The sequence below is a fragment of the Planococcus lenghuensis genome, from assembly GCF_001999905.1.
GTDB classification, from domain to species: Bacteria; Bacillota; Bacilli; order Bacillales_A; family Planococcaceae; genus Indiicoccus; species Indiicoccus lenghuensis.
Genome location: NZ_CP019640.1, coordinates 636042 through 654900 on the forward strand (window position 1 = coordinate 636042; position 18859 = coordinate 654900).

Below are 18859 nucleotides of genomic sequence, written 5' to 3' on the forward strand. Positions count from 1 at the left end.
ATATACCCATTTCAATAAAAATACGTTAAACAGGAGGCTTAATGATGATTACCATTATTGTTCTTATTCTGATTGCTGTAGTTATATTTGGAGGAAACGGTAGTAATTCCAGCTCAAACCATAGTAACAGTTCAAGTCAAAGCGATAACTCAAACCGGAGTAATACCGCAAGCCAGAGTAACAACACTGTTTCGTCAGCTACTCAAAAACAAGCAATCGAGAAAAAAGTACATTTCATTACGAAAACTTGTCCGCGTTGTAGTGAACGCAATTCTGTGGCAGCAATTGTTGACACGACTACATGCGAAAAATGCGGGTGGAATCTTTTAAGGGATTATCAAAACAGGTTCGTAAAACTTGCAGGGGTGACGTACGAAGGAAGGCAGAGCATCATTGCAAATATGAATCCGAACCATGAGATTAAGCTTAAGAGAGACAAGAACAATAAATACGATAAGAACGCCATAGGAATCTACAATAAATCTAATCAGAACATCGGTTGGATTCCAAAAGATATTGCAGCTCAGCTGGCTCAACAAATGGATTTAGGAACTGAGTACAAAGCAAAAATCAATAAAATCAGCGGAGGAAATGGCTACAACTATGGAGTCGAAATTCTGATTTCTAATGATGAAAGTGTGTTAAGAAATCACAAACCCCAAATTTCTTATTCTCAATCCACTCAGCAATATGCCAGTTCATCTAAAGCTGCAATCACTAGTACAGGTAAACAGCTGGAAGTTCCTGAAATCGTATACCTGGACTTTGTTTTAACGAAATCAGCAAACCAAGAAGCAGTGAAAGAAGTACTTGATGTGTTGACAGCTTTTATAAAGTCTAGAGATAAAACGCTCCGGGTTTTAAATCGAAAGCGCATAGACGACTTAGACGTTTTAGATTTATCCTCGCTTTTTGATAACACAATAATGTTAGCGGGCGGTACTGAATCCAATTTTGTCCATAGGCACTATAAAGCAATCTTAATACAGCTTTCATTACAACTTGGTTTTTTAGTCGCTAGACTTTTTCCGGACAGCCCGTATGCAAGGTACGCAAAAAGCAAAATGGATTGGTTGAGTACAATGGACGTTCGGCTGGAAACGAAAATACTGCAAGCGTTTTTTGATCAACATGTTACGGTATTAGAAAGTGCTCCAATTATTACTGATACAACAGTAAGTAACCAAATCCATTTTTGGGATATCTATGACGTGTCCCTGGGTTAAGAACTATTCAGTTTATTTAAGTCATTACTTACAAAAAAGCTTTCCCCGGTGGGGCCATCCTATTCCTTGGATGGCTTTTAATTATTGTTTCAATCGAGGAAAGCTATAATTAAAAGAACTGAGGGAAAAGCATTAGTTGCTGCTAATGCAAAACCCTTAGTACATTCCCAAAAATCGCTGAAAAACCGTGCTTCTTCCAATGGTTTCCTGCATAATAAAAGAAAAAAGAATTGTTAAATAACTTTAAGAAGAATAACTAGTATGGCCACCAGGAAAGGAGTCAGGAATTATGGGCATCTCGTTGATTAAAGGACAAAAAATCAAGTTAGCGAAGGATGATGAGGAACTGAATCATCTGTATGTCGGAATAGACTGGACGACTTCAAGTAAATTGGATATTGATGCTTCCGCTTTTTTGATCGGTGAAGATGAAAAAGTAGCGAAGGATGAAGATTTCATTTTCTACGGACAGCCGCAATCCGTTGATAAATCCGTGCGGTTGGAAGAACCTGTTTCGTCGTTCGAAAAGCAGCGGTTTATTACGAATCTATCAGCTGTTCCTGATGATATACATAAAATTTCATTCACATTGACGATTTATGAATCAAAGCTGAAGGGATTCACATTTGCGGATGTAGAAGGGATAAAGCTTCGAATTATTAACAGTGAGCTGCAGGAAGAGATTGCCCTTTTTCCAATCGATTATGAGTTCAACCAGGAGAGTGCCATTGTACTGGGGGCGCTGTATAGACACCAAGGGGAGTGGAAATTTCACGCTGTTGGCGCCGGATTCAATGGTGGTTTGGCGGATTTGTGCCAGGAGTACGGAGTGGATGTTACGGAAGAGGAAGGAACTGCCGCTTCACAACAGGAGCCTTCACCTATGGATCGATTCCAGACTGTACAGGAACGGGAAGCGGTTGAGAGAGGAGAAGCTATACCGCCACAGCCGGCAGAGCATCTGGGTCTGACACGGTCTTCGCAGATTCAGTTTGATCAGAGCCGGATTGCTGCGCTGTCTGCTCAAAACACCGATCTTATCCAGCTGTTTGAAGAACGGGCAGAACCGGATCAAAAGCCGGTGCCTGCAACCGGCTCGATTGCTTCACCGGTCCTGGATTTATTTGATGATACGGCCGCTGATCAGGATGGATTCATAGAATCATTGACTGAAACGGAGCTGCGCTTCTTAAATCGACTGGCAGAGGGGCCGTTTCCAATGGCAGAGGCGAATGTGTTTTTCAGGGAGAATTTGACGATGCCTGCCGTATTTCTGAATGCGGTTAATGAAAAGGCGAATGAGTATCTCGGGGAGAATTTGCTTCTGGAAGAGGACGGCGACATCCTTGCAGATGAAGATTTCAGCTTTATTCTTGGAGCGGTAAAGGAGAGAAGCAGCAATGTCTATTAAAAAAAGAGATTCAACCACTATCTTAAATTCCCTTTCAGGCGGTGTGGTGCCTGCGAGAGGTCTTCAATATATCTTGGTTGGACGAACAGACGAAGCGAAACAAGTCGTAAAGGACTTGGAAGACGTTAAGACCGGCTCTTCTGTCGTGAAGTTCTTTATCGGTTCTTTCGGGAGCGGGAAAAGTTTTCTGCAGGCTCTCATCCATCAGATTGCGTTAAAAGAAAAGTTTGTGGTGACGAAAGCGGATTTCACACCCGAGCGCAGGCTGTATGGCAATGACGGCAAGGCGGTGGCCACGTATACAGAGTTGATGAAGAACTTGGCCATCTCAACGGCTCCTCAAGGCGGCGCATTGAATAATATCCTGGATACTTGGATTATGAAAGTACAGCAACAAGTGGTGCAGATGCGCGGCTATCAGTCCATCGAACTGGAAAATCCGGCGTTTGTATCAGATGTGGAATTGGAGATCTCCAGAATCGTCACTAAAATGGATGAACTCACCGGCGGCTATGATTTCGCACGGATCTTGGTCCTGTATTATCGCGGCTTCATTGATAGCGACCAGGAGCTGCAACGGAAGGCGCTTCGCTGGTTACGAGGCGAGTACCGGACGAAGACCGAGGCAAAGGCCGACTTAGGCGTCAGGGATACGATCAATGATGACAATTACTATAATTACATCAAGATTTTCTCGCAATTCGTCAGACAGATCGGCTACGCCGGATTGGTCATTAATTTTGACGAAGCCATCAACTTGTATAAGATCACGCATCCGCAGACGAGAGACAAGAATTATGAAACCATCTTAAAAATGTTTAACGATACGCTGCAAGGCAACTTGGAAGGCTTGTATTTTTCATTCGGCGGGACATTGGAGTTTCTTGAAGATGAACGAAGAGGGCTGTTCAGCTACGGAGCCCTTAAACGAAGACTGGAGACGAACCGCTTCGAGACGGATGAATTCCGGGATCTCTCTCAGCCCGTCATTAAACTGAAGCCGTTAAAGCATGAAGAAACGTTCGTCCTGCTTCAGAAGCTGCGGGACATCCACGGTATTCACTATAATTACCAGACCAGTGTAAGAGACCATGAAATCCAGCAATTCATCCAGAAAGAGTACAGCCGGCCGGGGGCTAAAGAGAATTTGACAGTGGGCGAAGTGGTTCGGACATTCCTGGGAGCCATCAACATTCTTCAGCAGAACCCTCATTATGACCGGACGAAAATATTCGAAGCGGATCCTGCTCCCGCTGCTTCTTCTCACATGAACAGCCGGTTCACGACATTGGAGAGATAGCATGAGTTCTTTTGAGTTACTTTCAGCCAATATGAAAAGAAAGATTTGGGAAATGAAATGGGACAGCCTCACGCCTATTCAAGAGAAGACGATTCCCCTTGTGTTCCACACTCAGAACGATCTCGTGATTTCTTCCGGAACGGCTTCCGGTAAAACTGAAGCGGCATTGCTACCGATCCTTTCAATGGTTGAAAAAGATGCAATGCATGCCTTGAAGGTGATTTACGTGTCGCCTTTAAAAGCATTGATCAATAACCAGTTCGAGCGGATCGAGAAAATTTGTGAGCACAGTGATATTGCCATTCACCGATGGCATGGGGACGTGAGTCAAAGCAAAAAGAAGCGCTTCCTGGAAAATCCCACGGGAATTTTGCAGATTACACCTGAATCCATTGAAAGCATGTTTGTTAATCGATCAAATTTATTGAGAGCGGTTTTTAAAGATGTCGATTTTATCATCATCGATGAAATCCACTCATTCTTTGATAATGCGCGGGGCGTCCATTTACGTTCGCTGCTATCCCGTCTAGCCAAGTATGCAGAAAAGCCGCCACGTCAGATCGGTCTTTCAGCGACGGTAGATAATTTTGAGTTGGTGAAAAGCTGGCTTAATTATGAACAGCCGGACAACGTGGAAGTTCTCAATATCAAAGGGAACGACAAGAACTTGAAGTTTCATCTTATGCACGTTCAGCAGGACGCGCCAATGTTGCCGCTGGAGCTGTTGATGGACTTGCGGGAGTTGACGAGAGACCGGAAAGCGGTTGTCTTCTGCAATAACCGGGGGCAAGTGGAAGAAGTGACCGTCGGCTTGAACCGGCTGGCTGACCGGGAAGGGATGGGGGAAACGTATTATCCTCATCACTCTTCTATCGATAAGAAAGAACGGGAGTATGTTGAAAAAGTAATGACCGAGTCGACCTTGCCCAAAAGTGTAATTGCCACCAGTTCGCTTGAACTCGGAATTGATATCGGGAATATTGAAATCGTGATTCAGATTGACAGCACCTTTTCCGTGTCTTCCCTGAAACAGCGACTTGGCCGGTCAGGACGCAAAAGAGATGCAGATCAATTGCTGCAATTGTATTCTACTTCGGAACCTAATCTGATTCAGTCTTTGGCGGTTATGGAGCTCGTAATTGAGAATTGGGTGGAACCGTCAACAGGCTACCAGCTTCCTTTTGACGTCCTATTTCAACAGCTCATCTCCATTTGTCAGGAGACAGACGGCGTCCGTTATCCAGAGCTGCTTGACAATATACGAGCCATCCCGATTTTTCACAGTATTGAAGAGGCGGACGTTCAGAATCTGATCAGTCACATGATTAACGAAGATTACTTGGAAGTTATAAAAGGCAGCGGTGAAATCATCGTGGGCCTTGCGGGAGAAAAGCTGCTGAGGAGTAAAGATTTCTACGCGGTTTTTATGTCTTCACAAGAATATGAGGTTATGGAAAACCATAAAAAGATCGGAAAACTGGATCAATCGTTCATTCTGAACGAAGGTGATAATCTTATTCTTGCAGGCAAACTGTGGAGAGTTAAAGATATTGATCATGACCGGAAGAAAGTATATGTGGAGAAAGCAGTGAACGGAAAGAAGCCTTCTTATTCCGGCTTCCCCGGCTATATCCATCCGAGAATCAGAGAGAAAATGATGGAGATCCTTTGCTCAACAGACAGTTTCCGTTACGTAAATGACTCTGCCGTGTCCACATTGAACGATGAACGAAAAAAGTATGTGTTCAATGAGGTCACACCTTCAGAACGAATTATTTGGTCGGATAGAGAAGAAATGATCTTTGAAGCCTATACCGGCACAAAAATCACAAAGACACTTGTTTGGATGCTCCGGTATTACGGAGTGAATGCAAAGATTAAAGACAGTACTGATAAAATCAGCTTTCCTCATGTTGATGTTATCCAGAAGATTTTTAACAAAATAAAGAATAAGAGTTGGGTAGAAGCGGATTTAGTACCGTATGTTTATGAACAGGAATGGCTGGAAAGCAAATACTCAAAAGAAATCGGGGAAGAATTAGCTATTAAGATGCATATCGCCAATGAATTTAAAATTAATGAAGCAGTCAATTTTCTTCAGAAGTATGAATTGAGAATCATTGAAGCGACTTAGGTAATCGGGAAATTAGTCACCGAAGAATTCGAAAGATGATGAGTAAGCATCAATAGGAGGAAGTGTTATGACTGAACAATACTTTTATAAGTTCATGGAGCCGTTAAATGAGAAACTGGCACATGTGGCAAGAGATCTAGAGAATAGTATATTTGTGAGCCCCCGTACGATGCTTACACATGCTCGGACGTTTGTAGAGACGCTCTTGGCCAATGTCATGCTGATTGAAAAAATTGAAGCAAATCCATGGGTGACACTAAAAGAACGATTAGATACGCTGAGTGTAAGAGGATACTTAACGACTGAGGTCCAGGATGCTCTGCATCATGTAAGGAAGATAGGGAATCAGGCGGCACATGAGACCCGCCCATTCCGGATCAGTGAAGCGCTACTTTCTTGGGAGGCTATATACATAATTGTAAAATGGTACATGGAAGTATACGGACCCATAGATGCAGAGGTGCCGGTTTACAAAGACCCGCAACCGAAGCAAGATCAAAACTATGATTTGACAGAACTTGAGAAACGGCTCAAAGAACTTGAAAGGCTGCTTAAGATATCAATTTCTGAACCAGCAAAAGAAAAAGAAATTCCTCAAGTTGTTCCGGTGCCTATGGCAGCTGAACCACCTGGATTTACTTCCATCCGAACCATTTCATACAAAGGACAGACTCTTTCAGTTCCATATTTCCTCAGAGATGCATTTTTGCTGCCACAGCGATTTGATAAATCCGAAACGTTTCTAATCCGGTTGGGAGCCGAACAACAAGCACGCATAATGAGTGAACTTCCTGAAAACCTGGAAGGCATTCATAAGTACGTAAAAAGGTTCAATGATAAAAGCGATGAAATGTTGTTTAATGAACTAAGTGCTTTTATCGAAGAGGAGAAGGAACGACGAAAGGTAAGACTAAATCGTCCAGGCGAGCTGTTCTTCTTTTATAAATCGGAATACATTATTGTTACTGAAGAACTGGCAAAAGTTCCTTTAGTAAAGGAAGAATTCAGCGGGATTCCAAGCTTAGTTCGACAACTTCAGGAAGACTCTGTTTTGACAGTAGGCCAACTACCTCAGGAACTTGTTATTCTGGCAAAGTACACAAACGTCGGTATCGGAACGGTCGAGAAACTTTTTCAGCAGCTTCAGCAAAGAGAGAATGATTTAGACCTTTTAATTTCTTAATTAAGTTTAAGAGTGAAAAACTTCTTGGGAAAAGATTATGAGTTCTTTAATAAATAAACAATATACACGTTAAAATAATTAGTTGGATGACTAGATGTTGGCCTTTGTCAGCATCTTTTTGTTATTTTTGTCCTAATATTTTGAGGAAAAATTTAGAAGACGGTGATACAATTGAAGGAAAAAGACAAAGTGAGGGGAAGCGTGTGTTTTCGTATTTTGAAGAACTCTTTTTAGGGTTTGAAACTGCGGGTCTCGATGTATTTACTAATAGCTTTATGATGCTTCAGCTCCTTATTTTCGCAGCGTTGCTTGGATTTCATTTGATATGGAACTTAATCAATTATAACGATATGCGCATAGTGAAAAGTCAATTGAAGAAAATAGAAGGAAACACACAAGTAGGGGAACTGAATCCTGCTTTAAGTTCAATATTCAATAGATTGAAACCTTTTTCTTCATACAAAAAGCAGTGGGATAAATACTATGGCCGAATTACAAAAGAGAAGGCTGTGGACGAAAAAATACGTGTAGAACCTTTTTTTGGATATGATGCCATGCATGATGCCTTAGGGCAACGGAGTGTCCTTGATTATGGAGGCGGCCTTCAAGTTTCATTAGGCGTCTTAGGAACCTTTATCGGTCTTGCAATTGGTTTAGCAGGCTTGAATTTTACAGACTCAACAGTTCTTATGGACGGCGTGACGAATCTAATCGGGGGAATGAAAACCGCTTTTTATACGTCCGTCCTTGGAGTAGTGTTATCAATAATTTGGATTTTCATCGATCGTACCATTACATACAACACAGACCGTTCCATTGAATGGCATATCAATAAATTGCATTTCCTGCTCAATGCCGATGATGAAGAGATCTTTTTGAACAGACTCGAGAAAATCCAGCATCAGCAAGTTGATCAGATGCGGACGTTGTTAACAGATGCTTTGGAGAAAGCCATGGTTCCTTTTGTGCAGACAATTGAAGCAGGAAACAGAGAAATGTCTGATCAACTTCGCATGCAGGCAGAAACATCAAAAGAACATTTAAATATCATTAAAAACCAGGGAGACGATTTGTCGGGCCAGCTTGTAGAACAAATTACAACTTCCACATCGAAAACGATTAATGATTTTAACACCATGCTTCAGAACTCTCAGTCAGCACAGGAGCAAATGTTTTCTACACTGACACAATCGATTGCTCAATTCGAACAAGTTGCAGCATCAAACCAGCAGGTAATGGGACGGACCGATCAGATTGTGGAGAATTTCTCTGCGCTCTCTACCCGCATGGAATCTGCACAGAGTCATTACAGCAAATCACAGGAGCGGTTGACAGAGCTGGCAGCAGGTTTTGGCGGTATGCAAGAGATGATGCTGCAGCAGATTGAATCGCAACAAGTCCTCAGTGATCGAAACTATGATTTTATGCAGAAATCGGACAATCTTGTTGAGCAGTTCACTTCTTTTGGAGAACGGATGACTGAAGTCCAACAAACCATGATTGAAGACCTTGTCGGAAAAACTGAAATGGTTTCTGGCCGCTTTGAACAACTGGCAGAGGAACTTCGTACTTCGTCTGAAAAGCAAATGGAAGCTACTCAAAATTCCGCTGAGTATATTGAACACGCGAAAGTGGCGATCAGTGAATTGATCCCGTTGAGTACATCGTTAAATGAAACCGTATCAGGCCTTGGAGAATTAGCAACTATGTTAAATGACATGAAAGAGATGCAAGGTGAGCTCATTCCACATTTAGAAGAATGGAACGGTAACCTGACAGGACAAATCGAGTCCTTTATGGAAACAACGGAGATAAGCTTAAAAGAAACAACAGAACAGATCCGATATTCAAAAGAGCAGTGGGAGCAGACTGCCAGAAACCTTTCTGCTGTTAAGTCAGAACTCAGTCAGTCTGTCCGTGACTTCAAAGATAATATTGAATCCGGTGTACAGACAACATTCGAACAATTTGATCTGCAACTGAAAGAAGCAGTTACGCACTTTAAGATTATGGCTGATAACTACAAAGATGCAAATAACTACTTAACTGATTATGTAAGCCAACTGGAAAAAAGAGTTGAGTCGGCTGTATGAGACGGGGGAGACGGCGGAAAGAGATAAATTACTGGATGTCCTACTCTGATTTGATGAGTGCCATGCTTATGGTATTCGCGCTTGTCTTAACCACTGTCATTCTTGAGTACAAAGAAGACATCGAAGAGAAGCAGCGCCAGATAGATGAAGTGACAACCCTTAAAGCCGACATTATTGCAGCATTGATGGAGGAATTTAAAGACTCAAACATGAATATAGAAGTTGATCCGCAAACGGGAGCCATCCGATTCCCGGGTAATATTCTATACGAATACGACTCTACGGAACTTTCCGAAGAAGGAGTCGCTTTCCTCAGAAATTTTGTGCCGAAATATTTTGGTATCATTCTGCAGGAACGGTTTAAGGATGATATTGCTTCAATCATCGTCGAAGGGCATACCGACAAGGAAGGTTCCTATCTTTACAATCTGAATTTATCACAGCAACGATCTTTTTCGGTCGTTGAGGAAATATATCAGGAGGGGTTCCCTGATTTTGAACAAAAAGAGATCTCAAAAGAAATACTCACTTCTAATGGTCGCAGCTATACTGTCCCCGTCGAAAACGAAGATGGGACGTATAGTGCTGAGAAATCCCGGCGCGTTGAATTCTTATTTAGGTTGAAAGAAGATGAACGGATTGAAGCAATTCAAAAGTTGGTGACTGACGAATGAATTTTGTCTATAAGCCGGTTTTCATTACAGAATGGGTTGAAAAGGAAATTAAGCATCGACGCTTGCTGAACTTAGATACAGCAGAATTCCGCGCACAGCTAAGTGAATTGAAAAAACAACTGGAAGTGGTGTTGCAGAAGACATTTAAAGAGTTCTGTGACTGGCTCGTAAAATTGCCTTCCAAACTGCTGAAAATCTTTCCGTTCTTACTTCCAGTCATTAAAGAGGAAATCAAAGCTGTTTATGCTGTGGAGCATCTGCTTGAGCGAGTGGGCAGAGATGCTGCTCTTTTCGACTATGCACTTTATGCGTGTTACTTGGACAATGAGTTTCAAGCGAGCTGGACGATTGTCCAAAAAAGTTATGAAACGAATCGACGAACAATCACTTCCGGCTGGACGAACCGAAAAATCCAGTTCTGGGATGAGTTTATCTTACTTAAAGAACAGCATGCCCAATTTGTTTTGCAGCAAACTAAATTACAATTGTCTTTTGGTGACATACTGGATTACTTGATGGTACAAGAAAACCAGAAGTTCTATCACAGTCTGTTGATAGAATTGTTTTCTAATGGCCAGCCAACTCTCTATCGTGAACAAAAAGCGAAATTCATTGAATTGTTTGAGGGAGCCGATAACTTTAAGCAGCAGCGATTGGCCGGTGGCTTCATACGCTCAGAACTATTGTATGAACTTGAAGAAATCAGTCATACAATTTACAGGTATATGGGGACTTACAGACGGCAGGAGAAGAAATGGATTCATATTGACCAATCCGAAAAAATCGCATTTCATGCTTGGTATATTTCAAAAGAATTAGATCGTTTCTTTGGAAATATTGGAGATAATCATGAACGCGCACACTATTGGAAAAAGTTTTCTTCACGTGTGAAGAGGCATGTGATTATTAACCATAGTAGTGAAAAAACGATTCTTATGTACTTTGATGATGTTGTCGTTATGGAAGTGTTTGGTACAGGCGCTGTTTACTTTTATGATGTTTCTGTTTTCGAAAATTATCATGGTGAGAAAGTGAAGCGCTATGAAGAAGCAAAACAATTAATAAGCGGCCAGGTTTATGTAAGGGATTCAGCAAGGATCACAAGAAGAGAGTTAATGGATACCAGCTTGACAATTGCAAAAGAAAAGCTGATTCATGGTGGTGGTTGGCAATATAAATTTGATTACTTTTTACGTTCGAGATTAGGTTGGGAGGTTAACGAGAATGAGATTATTCGGAATCGGCAAAGCTTCAGTAGTCAATGACTATACGTGCAGAGATGGGGAAATCTTGTTTTCGTTCTTTGAACAAGCAGGTTCGAAAAAAACACCGATCCAAGTCCCGCTTTCTGATTCAGATTTCCGACGCCTCTATAAGAATGAAGGATTTGATAGATATGTTGCTTATGAGGAGCTTAATGAAACGGAATTCATGGAAAATGGCAGCCTGCCAATAGAAGTATTCTACAGTCTTGTTTCAGATGAAGATTTTATGCCCATTCTTGAGAGAATGGGCCTTCCTGTATCCGAAAAAAAGGTGGATCTCACAATAAGGATGACGGGCACTTCCGGGCAGAATCCAGTGTTTGAATTGGACTTGAAGAACGAACAGGGAATTCACCTGCAGCATACAGGTTTCGTTAAATATCCATTCTACCAGCAAGAGAAAGAGAGTTTTTATTTACCGAAAGCCGTTTGGGAGCTGTATGAAACCATAAACAGTTCTGCATTTGAAACGGGGTACGAAAAGATAGCAAAAGTACAGACTATAGCGAGAACCCATGATTTCCAAATGGATGATTTTTTAAAACGGGAGACGTACGAATACATAGATTCAATTTCCATTGAACCGAAGTTAGTGGAACCGGATCAGATGGTCTTGGAAGTCAAAGGTGCTTCACCGGCAATTACGGATCATTTAAACGGTCAGGGCAGAAAACTGCCTGTAAGCTCTGAGGGGAAGCGGACACGGTTTGCCGAAAGTCAGCAAGTCAAAAGTGATCTGAAAGAGCTTCGAAAACATCCGGTTCTGCATGATGAAGAAATCCCACAGTTTTTCGATAATCCGAAATCCCTTTTCCCTGACCATGAGTTTAGCTTTGATATTGAGTCATTCTCTGAGCGAGTGAAAGGATTTATCACCATTGCCCGTCCACGTTCGGTTTTTCGTAATGGGAAAACAGAATGGTTCGATTCAGAAAGCGGAGAACCTGTCCCTTTTGACGAGGAAGAATTGAAGAAGGAAATCGAGAAAGATCCTAAGCGTTCTTTTTACCGTCTGGCATCAACCTATATCTATGCCGGTAATGGATTAAAAGCGGATTTAGGATTTGGAAAAGAAGAAAAAGAATCTGACAGTACGAGAGTGACTTTGGATATTTATGATAATGAAAGGGCCTTGGAGTACGACGTGAAAGCCAAAGGGAGAGGATTCGAATCTTTTCCTATTCCGAAGACTTTGCAAGCCAATTTGTATGATTATCAAAAAGAAGGCTTTGACTGGCTATGCAGTCTGGAGAAAAGTGGCTCCGCCGGTTTGCTCGCTGACGATATGGGTCTTGGGAAGACGATGCAAGTCATCGCATTTTTGTTGCATCAGCGTGAGCAGGATAAGCTGGTGCCATCCCTAATCGTGCTGCCGATTGCGCTGATTGAAAACTGGAAAAATGAAATCGAGAAGTTCGCGCCGGTACTAAAAGACAGCATTTATATCCACCAAGGCAGTCAACGTATCAAGGATGTCGCTTTTTTGGAGAACCAGCCTCTTACTTTTATTAGCTATGACACGCTTAAGGTGGATCAGCTTATCTTTGGGCAAGTTACATACCAAAACATCATAGCGGATGAAGCACAAAATATTAAATCTCATTTGTCCTCCAGATCTCGGGCATTGCGTGCAATGAAAGGGAACTTCCGACTGGCGATGACGGGTACACCGGTAGAAAATGGTCTGGAAGAACTCTGGACCATCATGGATTTCGTAGCACCAGGTGAAATGTTCTCGCTGGCTGAATTCAAAGCGCAGTTCGTGAAACAAACTAATCACGAATTACTGATGACAAAACTGAAAGATTTTTACTTGAGAAGAACCAAGCAGGAAGTACTTGCAGATAGGCTCCCGCAAAAGCATTTACTGGCACCTGTTTACCTAAATGCATCGGCCAAGCAAAAGCACTTAGCTGGGACAGTGCGAAGTTCAATGAGCGGAGGACAAGCTTCTGCTTTGAATGCTCTCATGCATCTCCGGCAGCTTTATGCTCATCCTGCCGTCGTAACGGATGAAGAGCCTTTAGTTCGTGATTCACCAAAGTTGGTGGAATTGATGGCATTACTTGGACGAGTTCAAAAACAACAAGAGAAGGTTCTTGTATTTACTGAGTTTAGAAAGGTCCATTCCATTTTAAAAACCGAAATCACAAAGAAGTACGGCATTCATGTGCCTGTCATTGACGGTACGACTGCTAACCGGTCAGAAGTGGTTCGGCAATTTAATGAAAAGAGCGGGTTTGCCGTCATGCTCCTTTCCCCGAAAGCTGCGGGTGTAGGACTGACAATCACCAGTGCCAATCATGTCATCCATTTCACCCGGTGGTGGAACCCGGCAGTCGAGAACCAGGCGACGGATAGAGCTTACCGGATTGGACAAACAAAAGACGTTTATGTTTATCAGTTGATCACAAAGGATGCAGAGAATTTTCCAAAAGGAACTGTAGAAGAACTGATGCATGAGCTCTTGTCAGAGAAATCGGCGCTGGCTGAGAATGTAATCGTTCCGTTTGATACTGCGTCTTTTCAGAGGCAAGTCTTGGAGAAAATGAAAAGTGTATAAATTTTTGTAGAGAAATTGAATCGGGGAAGTGAGAGCAATGAATTTTAACATAACGGCTAGTTACTCCGAGGGGGCTTATGTTCGTTTAACTAGCAAATGGGTATGAAAACCAAAAAACGCTCGCATGTCTATATAGCCTCCAATAGAAAAATCTATTGGAGGTTTTAATGTTATCTACAATTAATTCCCATTGGTTTTAAAGTAGGCGGCTCTTGAACATCATTAACAACTTACTAAATTAGTACATTTTTCAAAAACTTGAACATTGATATGTGAGGATTGCTATTATTGAATTAAACATTTATGTGAAGAGACCTGAGTGGGTGACTACTCGGAAGTCGAAAAAATTTTCAGAATTCCTATTAAAAAATAAAACATTTGAGGTGCTAAGATGAGCGAGCTAACAACGTTAGATAAACTGTTTAAGGATAAAATATTTCGTATACCTGATTATCAAAGAGGATATGCTTGGCAAAAAAGTCAGCTGAAAGATTTCTGGGAAGATCTAGTGAATCTCCCGAGCAGCAGATCTCATTACACAGGATTATTAACCCTGAAAGAGATGAAATCTGAGCAGGTCAAGGAAAATCAGAATGAATATTGGTTAATAGATGACTACTCTTACAAAATGTATGAAGTCATTGATGGGCAGCAGCGACTCACGACGACCATCATTCTCATTCAATCCTTCATTGATTTTATGAGAGAGAAGTATCCTGAGAAGGAAGACAAGGATATCTTTGTATCTGATACGCTTAATCTGAGCACAATTGTCGAACGGTTCCTCTATAGAACTAAACCTACTAAGAATGAGTATCGTACATATAAATTTGGCTATGCAATTGATAACCCAAGTGAAGAGTTCCTGCGCTACCGGATTTTTAAAGAGCCGAATGCTGGGACGATAACAGAAACATTTTATACATTGAATCTTCGAAATGCTAACCTATATTTTAAAAAGCAGTTAGAGGAGTTAGCAGCAAACGAGGGCATGGATGGTTTGTTAAAATTGTTTCGCAAACTGACAAAGAATTTTTTGTTCAATGAGTTCATCATTAAAGACGAGTTCGATGTCTTTGTCGCGTTTGAAACGATGAATAACAGAGGGAAAAAGCTATCTGATTTGGAACTTTTAAAGAATCGCTTGATTTACTTAACTACGTTGTACAGCTCAAAAGAACTGGATGAAGCAGATAGAACGAGTATGCGGAACGACATTAATTTGGCTTGGAAGGAAGCATACCATCAACTTGGACGAAACGAGAAACGGCCCTTAAATGATGATGACTTCCTAAAAGCACACTGGATCATGTATTTCAAGTATTCACGTAAACGCGGTAACGATTATATAAAATTCCTTTTGGATGAACAATTTTCTCCTCAACGGATTTATGAGAATACGGAAAGAGCGGTTGAACTGGAAGATCCTGAGGAGCAGCGAGAAGATGAAATTAATGAAGCGGAGGATATTCAAGAATCGGCAGATGAGACAGCATTAATTAATGGCAGTAACAATGAAAGACTTAGCTCGTCAGCCATTAAGGACTATGTTCATTCGCTGAAAGCTTCTTCAGTTCATTGGTTTAATTCTCATTACCCGGAATTTGCGACAGGAATGGACCCGAAAGAAGTGAAAATGTTAGACAGATTGAATCGGATTGGTATGGGTTATTTCAGGCCTTTGGTGATGTCAATCTTAAAAAATGAAGCAGTGCTAGAGAAGAGGCTTGAAGCATTTAAGAGCATAGAACGATTCATCTTCCTTGTGTTTCGACTGGACCAAGTAAGAAGGACTTACCGAGATAGTGAATTCTATAATGCTGCTCGTGAACTCGATCAGAAGAAACTAACGATAGATGAGATTAAGGAAAAACTAGAATATAACGCTTCTTACTTCTTCAATGAGGATGGATCAATTGATGAATCCTACTTCTATGAGCTATTGAAGAAAAAGTTTAGCAAAAATAATCAGAGCGGGTACTATGGCTGGAATGGGCTTAGATATTTTCTTTATGAGTACGAATCATCACTTCAGGATAGTAGTCGTCAGAAGAAAGTTGATTGGAATGACTTACTAAAGACTTTGAAAGACAGAATTACTATTGAACACATATTCCCTCAGACACCCGATAATAATTACTGGCAACAGAACTTTAGGGACATCGACTCTAAAGACCTATATTATTACCAGGGGTCTCTTGGGAATCTACTTTTATTGTCCGGATCTATCAATAGCTCTTTACAGAACGACAGCTTCCAAGATAAGAAAAAACCAAAGTATGACCTAGACAACAATAAAATTCGAAATGGCTACTCGGATGGATCACATTCAGAGATTGAAGTATCAGCTTATCAAGATTGGACTCCAGATGCCATTAGGGAAAGAGGGATGAAACTACTTAACTTTATGGAGAAGCGCTGGAATATAAAATTTAAAGATGAAGAAGCAAAAGAGCGGCTGTTATTTTTGGATATTTAGTGAGGAGTCGAGAGACAAACGCTCTATTAGTTAGGGTTCTAGTTTAGCAAAGTGGCAATGGAATAAAGTCTCTTATTTCTATAATGGAATTACAGTTTCAAGTAACATGAGGTGAATTATGAACATGAAAGAGGAGAAAAGTGAATGGCATTAACCCAAATGCAAATCATCCAGTCGCTTGGTGAAGCGATGAACTGGTTGGAACGAGAACTAAGCTGGGGAGCAGATCCACGTGAATTGCGTCACTTGATTGGTCGCATGGGCGAATTGTATGTAGCGATGTATACGAATGGCAATATGGCGGGAGCGGTGAATGAGCGAGGCTATGATGTGGTGACAAAAGACAATGAGCGTATCTCGGTGAAGACGACCGCGCGCACCGGCAGCAGCGGATTCGTAGCGTTCAATCCAAACACCTTGCACCTGGCTGACCGGATCATTATTCTCCGGTTCAACGAAGAGGAAATGGAACTGGAGATTTTGCTGGATGAACCGATTGAAGCAGCGAAAAAATTGATGACGGAGCGGCCGGACGGTAAACTGTCGATCGCCATGTCGAAACTGTCCGAACCAAGACGAAAAATTCGCAATGACCAAGATGTCTTGGCGATAAGGAGCGCTATTTACGAGAATTACGAAATCCGGGAACTGGAAAGCGGGAGTATTGAAGTATATGAAAATGGAGAAAAACAGCAGATTGTGAAGCCGGCTCTTCGGGAGATTGCGGGGCGGCTTTCAATTTCGACACTGAACTCAAAGGGCAACCCGTATAATACGAGGCAGCTGGGGACGGTAATTATTAAGGAATTGAAACAAGTAGAGCAGTAATTAAAATCGGAATGGAGTTATTCGCATGAAAAAGACCGGGGAAGAGCCGTTTGTTTTTCAAGATGAAGCGACTGACTTCCTTCTTCTTGATTTTTGGAGATGGAGTCAATCAGATATACTGAATAATGCTTTACGCGGACAGCTTGCTGACTTCATTGTGGCAAAAGCAGTGAATGCAGTGAACGATATGAGAATCGAGTGGGATGCGTACGATCTTGTGACGCAGGATGGGACCAAGATTGAAGTGAAGTCTGCCGCGTATCTACAGTCCTGGAAGCAAACGAAGCATTCTACAATCCAGTTCAGCATCCGCCCGGCGCTGGCTTGGGACGCGGAGACAAACACATATTCCACTGAAGCAATCCGCAGCGCAGATGTCTACATCTTTTGTATATTAGAGGAACTTGACCGGGAGAAAGTGAATCCGCTGGACCTGGATCAATGGACCTTTTACATACTATCTGCCAGGCAACTCGATCGTGAAAAAGGCAAACAAAAAATGATCGGGCTCGCCAGTTTACTGAAAATGAGACCGATTCAAGTGGGGTTTGATGGAATTAACCAGGCTATAAAGTCAGCAAAGGAGTAGTTAGAGATCTGATAATGAAGGTCTTGAGTCGATAATAATATCATCTATTATGGGGTACAGTCGGGATCTATAAATGATCTTAAACATCGATAATGGGTTATCGATGTGAGTATATACTAACGTAAACAAACCTATAAATTTAACATGGAAGGAAACCTCTAAATGGCCTATGAATTGCAGCTCTCATCTGAAGAATTATTTGTTTCAGTTCTTAAAAACGCACTGAAAGTTCCAGGGGTCAAAATTGAAAGGGAAAAGTTCTTGAAGAATCAGTTCAATAAGCATTATTCATCAGAAGTCATTGAGCTGGCGATTCAGCAGAATCCGGCAAGTGCTGGTATTCCGACAGAAGTGATAGATAAAATAGCGAAAGCTTGCATTCGGAATGAGACAAGGAAAGTCACCTCAATTTCGGCTGTAGCGGGAATTCCAGGCGGTTTAGCTGCTTTTGGGACAGTACCTGCGGATATTGCTCAATATTATGGACATGTCATCCGAGTCCTTCAGAAGCTTGTCTATTTGTATGGATGGAATGAAATATTCGATTTGGATGGCGAAGTGGATGACGAGACCATGAACCAGTTAACACTTTTTATCGGGGTTATGTTCGGGGTGAATACTGCCAATGCAGCCATTGGCCAACTGGCCAAATCTGCAGCAGCGCAAGCTCAGAAAGATTTAGTGAAAAAGCCTTTAACAAAGGGAACTATTTACCCCATTGCCAAACGTGTTGCGCGACTGGTTGGTGTGAAAATGACGAAAGACAGTTTTGCTAAGGGGGTTGGCAAGATTATTCCATTAGCAGGGACTGTCATTTCTGGCGGATTAACCTATTCATCATTTCTTCCGATGGCAAACCGGTTGAAAAATCATTTAAGGGAATTGCCTATCGCTGATGTGGAGTTCTATAAGTCTGGTGCTCCGAAAGAAACTGTGGTTGTAGACTTTGAAACTATTATTGATGCTGAGTTTGAAGAAATAGAGGATGAAGATCACGATAATAAATTGGGATAAGTCAATCAAGAACATGAAGGACTTATATCTTTTTGCTTACAGTAGTGAAGCGTTCCTGTGTAAAATCAATTCTAAGCGATTTTTATAATACACGACAATT

13 protein-coding genes are annotated in these 18859 nt (G+C 41.6%); all 13 read left to right on the forward strand.

The window, feature by feature from the left end:
- Positions 1–44 precede the first annotated feature (44 nt).
- The 13 genes from B0X71_RS03395 (at position 45) to B0X71_RS03455 (ending at position 18759) form a co-directional block, all read left to right on the forward strand.
- Complete coding sequence (locus tag B0X71_RS03395; RefSeq protein WP_198038677.1) at positions 45–1226, forward strand: HIRAN domain-containing protein; 1182 nt, start codon at positions 45–47, stop codon at positions 1224–1226.
- Positions 1227–1515: 289 nt separating this feature from the next.
- A complete protein-coding gene (locus tag B0X71_RS03400; RefSeq protein ID WP_077588126.1) occupies positions 1516–2637 on the forward strand; it encodes a TerD family protein in 1122 nt (373 codons plus the stop codon).
- The gene (locus B0X71_RS03405) at positions 2627–3937 is read left to right on the forward strand and encodes an ATP-binding protein (RefSeq protein WP_077588127.1); all 1311 of its coding nucleotides are present in this window, start codon (positions 2627–2629) and stop codon (positions 3935–3937) included. Before B0X71_RS03400 ends, B0X71_RS03405 begins: the two co-directional genes overlap by 11 nt.
- A gap of 52 nt (positions 3938–3989) precedes the next feature.
- Complete coding sequence (locus B0X71_RS03410; RefSeq protein ID WP_232336773.1) at positions 3990–6071, forward strand: DEAD/DEAH box helicase; 2082 nt, start codon at positions 3990–3992, stop codon at positions 6069–6071.
- A gap of 67 nt (positions 6072–6138) precedes the next feature.
- Positions 6139–7254, forward strand: coding sequence for a DUF4145 domain-containing protein (locus tag B0X71_RS03415; RefSeq protein ID WP_077588129.1), 1116 nt, complete (start codon positions 6139–6141; stop codon positions 7252–7254).
- Between the two features lie 104 nt (positions 7255–7358).
- Positions 7359–9347: a MotA/TolQ/ExbB proton channel family protein gene (locus B0X71_RS03420; protein ID WP_156889786.1), complete on the forward strand. Its 1989-nt coding sequence runs from the start codon at positions 7359–7361 to the stop codon at positions 9345–9347.
- 68 nt (positions 9348–9415) lie between these two features.
- Positions 9416–10021, forward strand: coding sequence for an OmpA family protein (locus tag B0X71_RS03425; RefSeq protein WP_232336774.1), 606 nt, complete (start codon positions 9416–9418; stop codon positions 10019–10021).
- Entirely contained in the window at positions 10018–11286 is a 1269-nt protein-coding gene (locus B0X71_RS03430) for a hypothetical protein (RefSeq protein WP_077588132.1), read from the forward strand. Before B0X71_RS03425 ends, B0X71_RS03430 begins: the two co-directional genes overlap by 4 nt.
- A gap of 613 nt (positions 11287–11899) precedes the next feature.
- Entirely contained in the window at positions 11900–13849 is a 1950-nt protein-coding gene (locus B0X71_RS03435; RefSeq protein ID WP_198038678.1) for a DEAD/DEAH box helicase, read from the forward strand.
- 391 nt (positions 13850–14240) lie between these two features.
- Positions 14241–16328: a GmrSD restriction endonuclease domain-containing protein gene (locus B0X71_RS03440; RefSeq protein WP_077588133.1), complete on the forward strand. Its 2088-nt coding sequence runs from the start codon at positions 14241–14243 to the stop codon at positions 16326–16328.
- Between the two features lie 144 nt (positions 16329–16472).
- On the forward strand, positions 16473–17156 hold the full coding sequence (locus tag B0X71_RS03445; protein ID WP_077588134.1) for a DUF6998 domain-containing protein: 684 nt from the start codon (positions 16473–16475) through the stop codon (positions 17154–17156).
- A 25-nt stretch (positions 17157–17181) separates the two neighbouring features.
- Positions 17182–17745, forward strand: coding sequence for a hypothetical protein (locus B0X71_RS03450; protein ID WP_077588135.1), 564 nt, complete (start codon positions 17182–17184; stop codon positions 17743–17745).
- A gap of 162 nt (positions 17746–17907) precedes the next feature.
- Positions 17908–18759, forward strand: a complete 852-nt coding sequence (locus B0X71_RS03455) for a hypothetical protein (protein ID WP_077588136.1) — start codon at positions 17908–17910, stop codon at positions 18757–18759.
- Positions 18760–18859 lie beyond the last annotated feature (100 nt).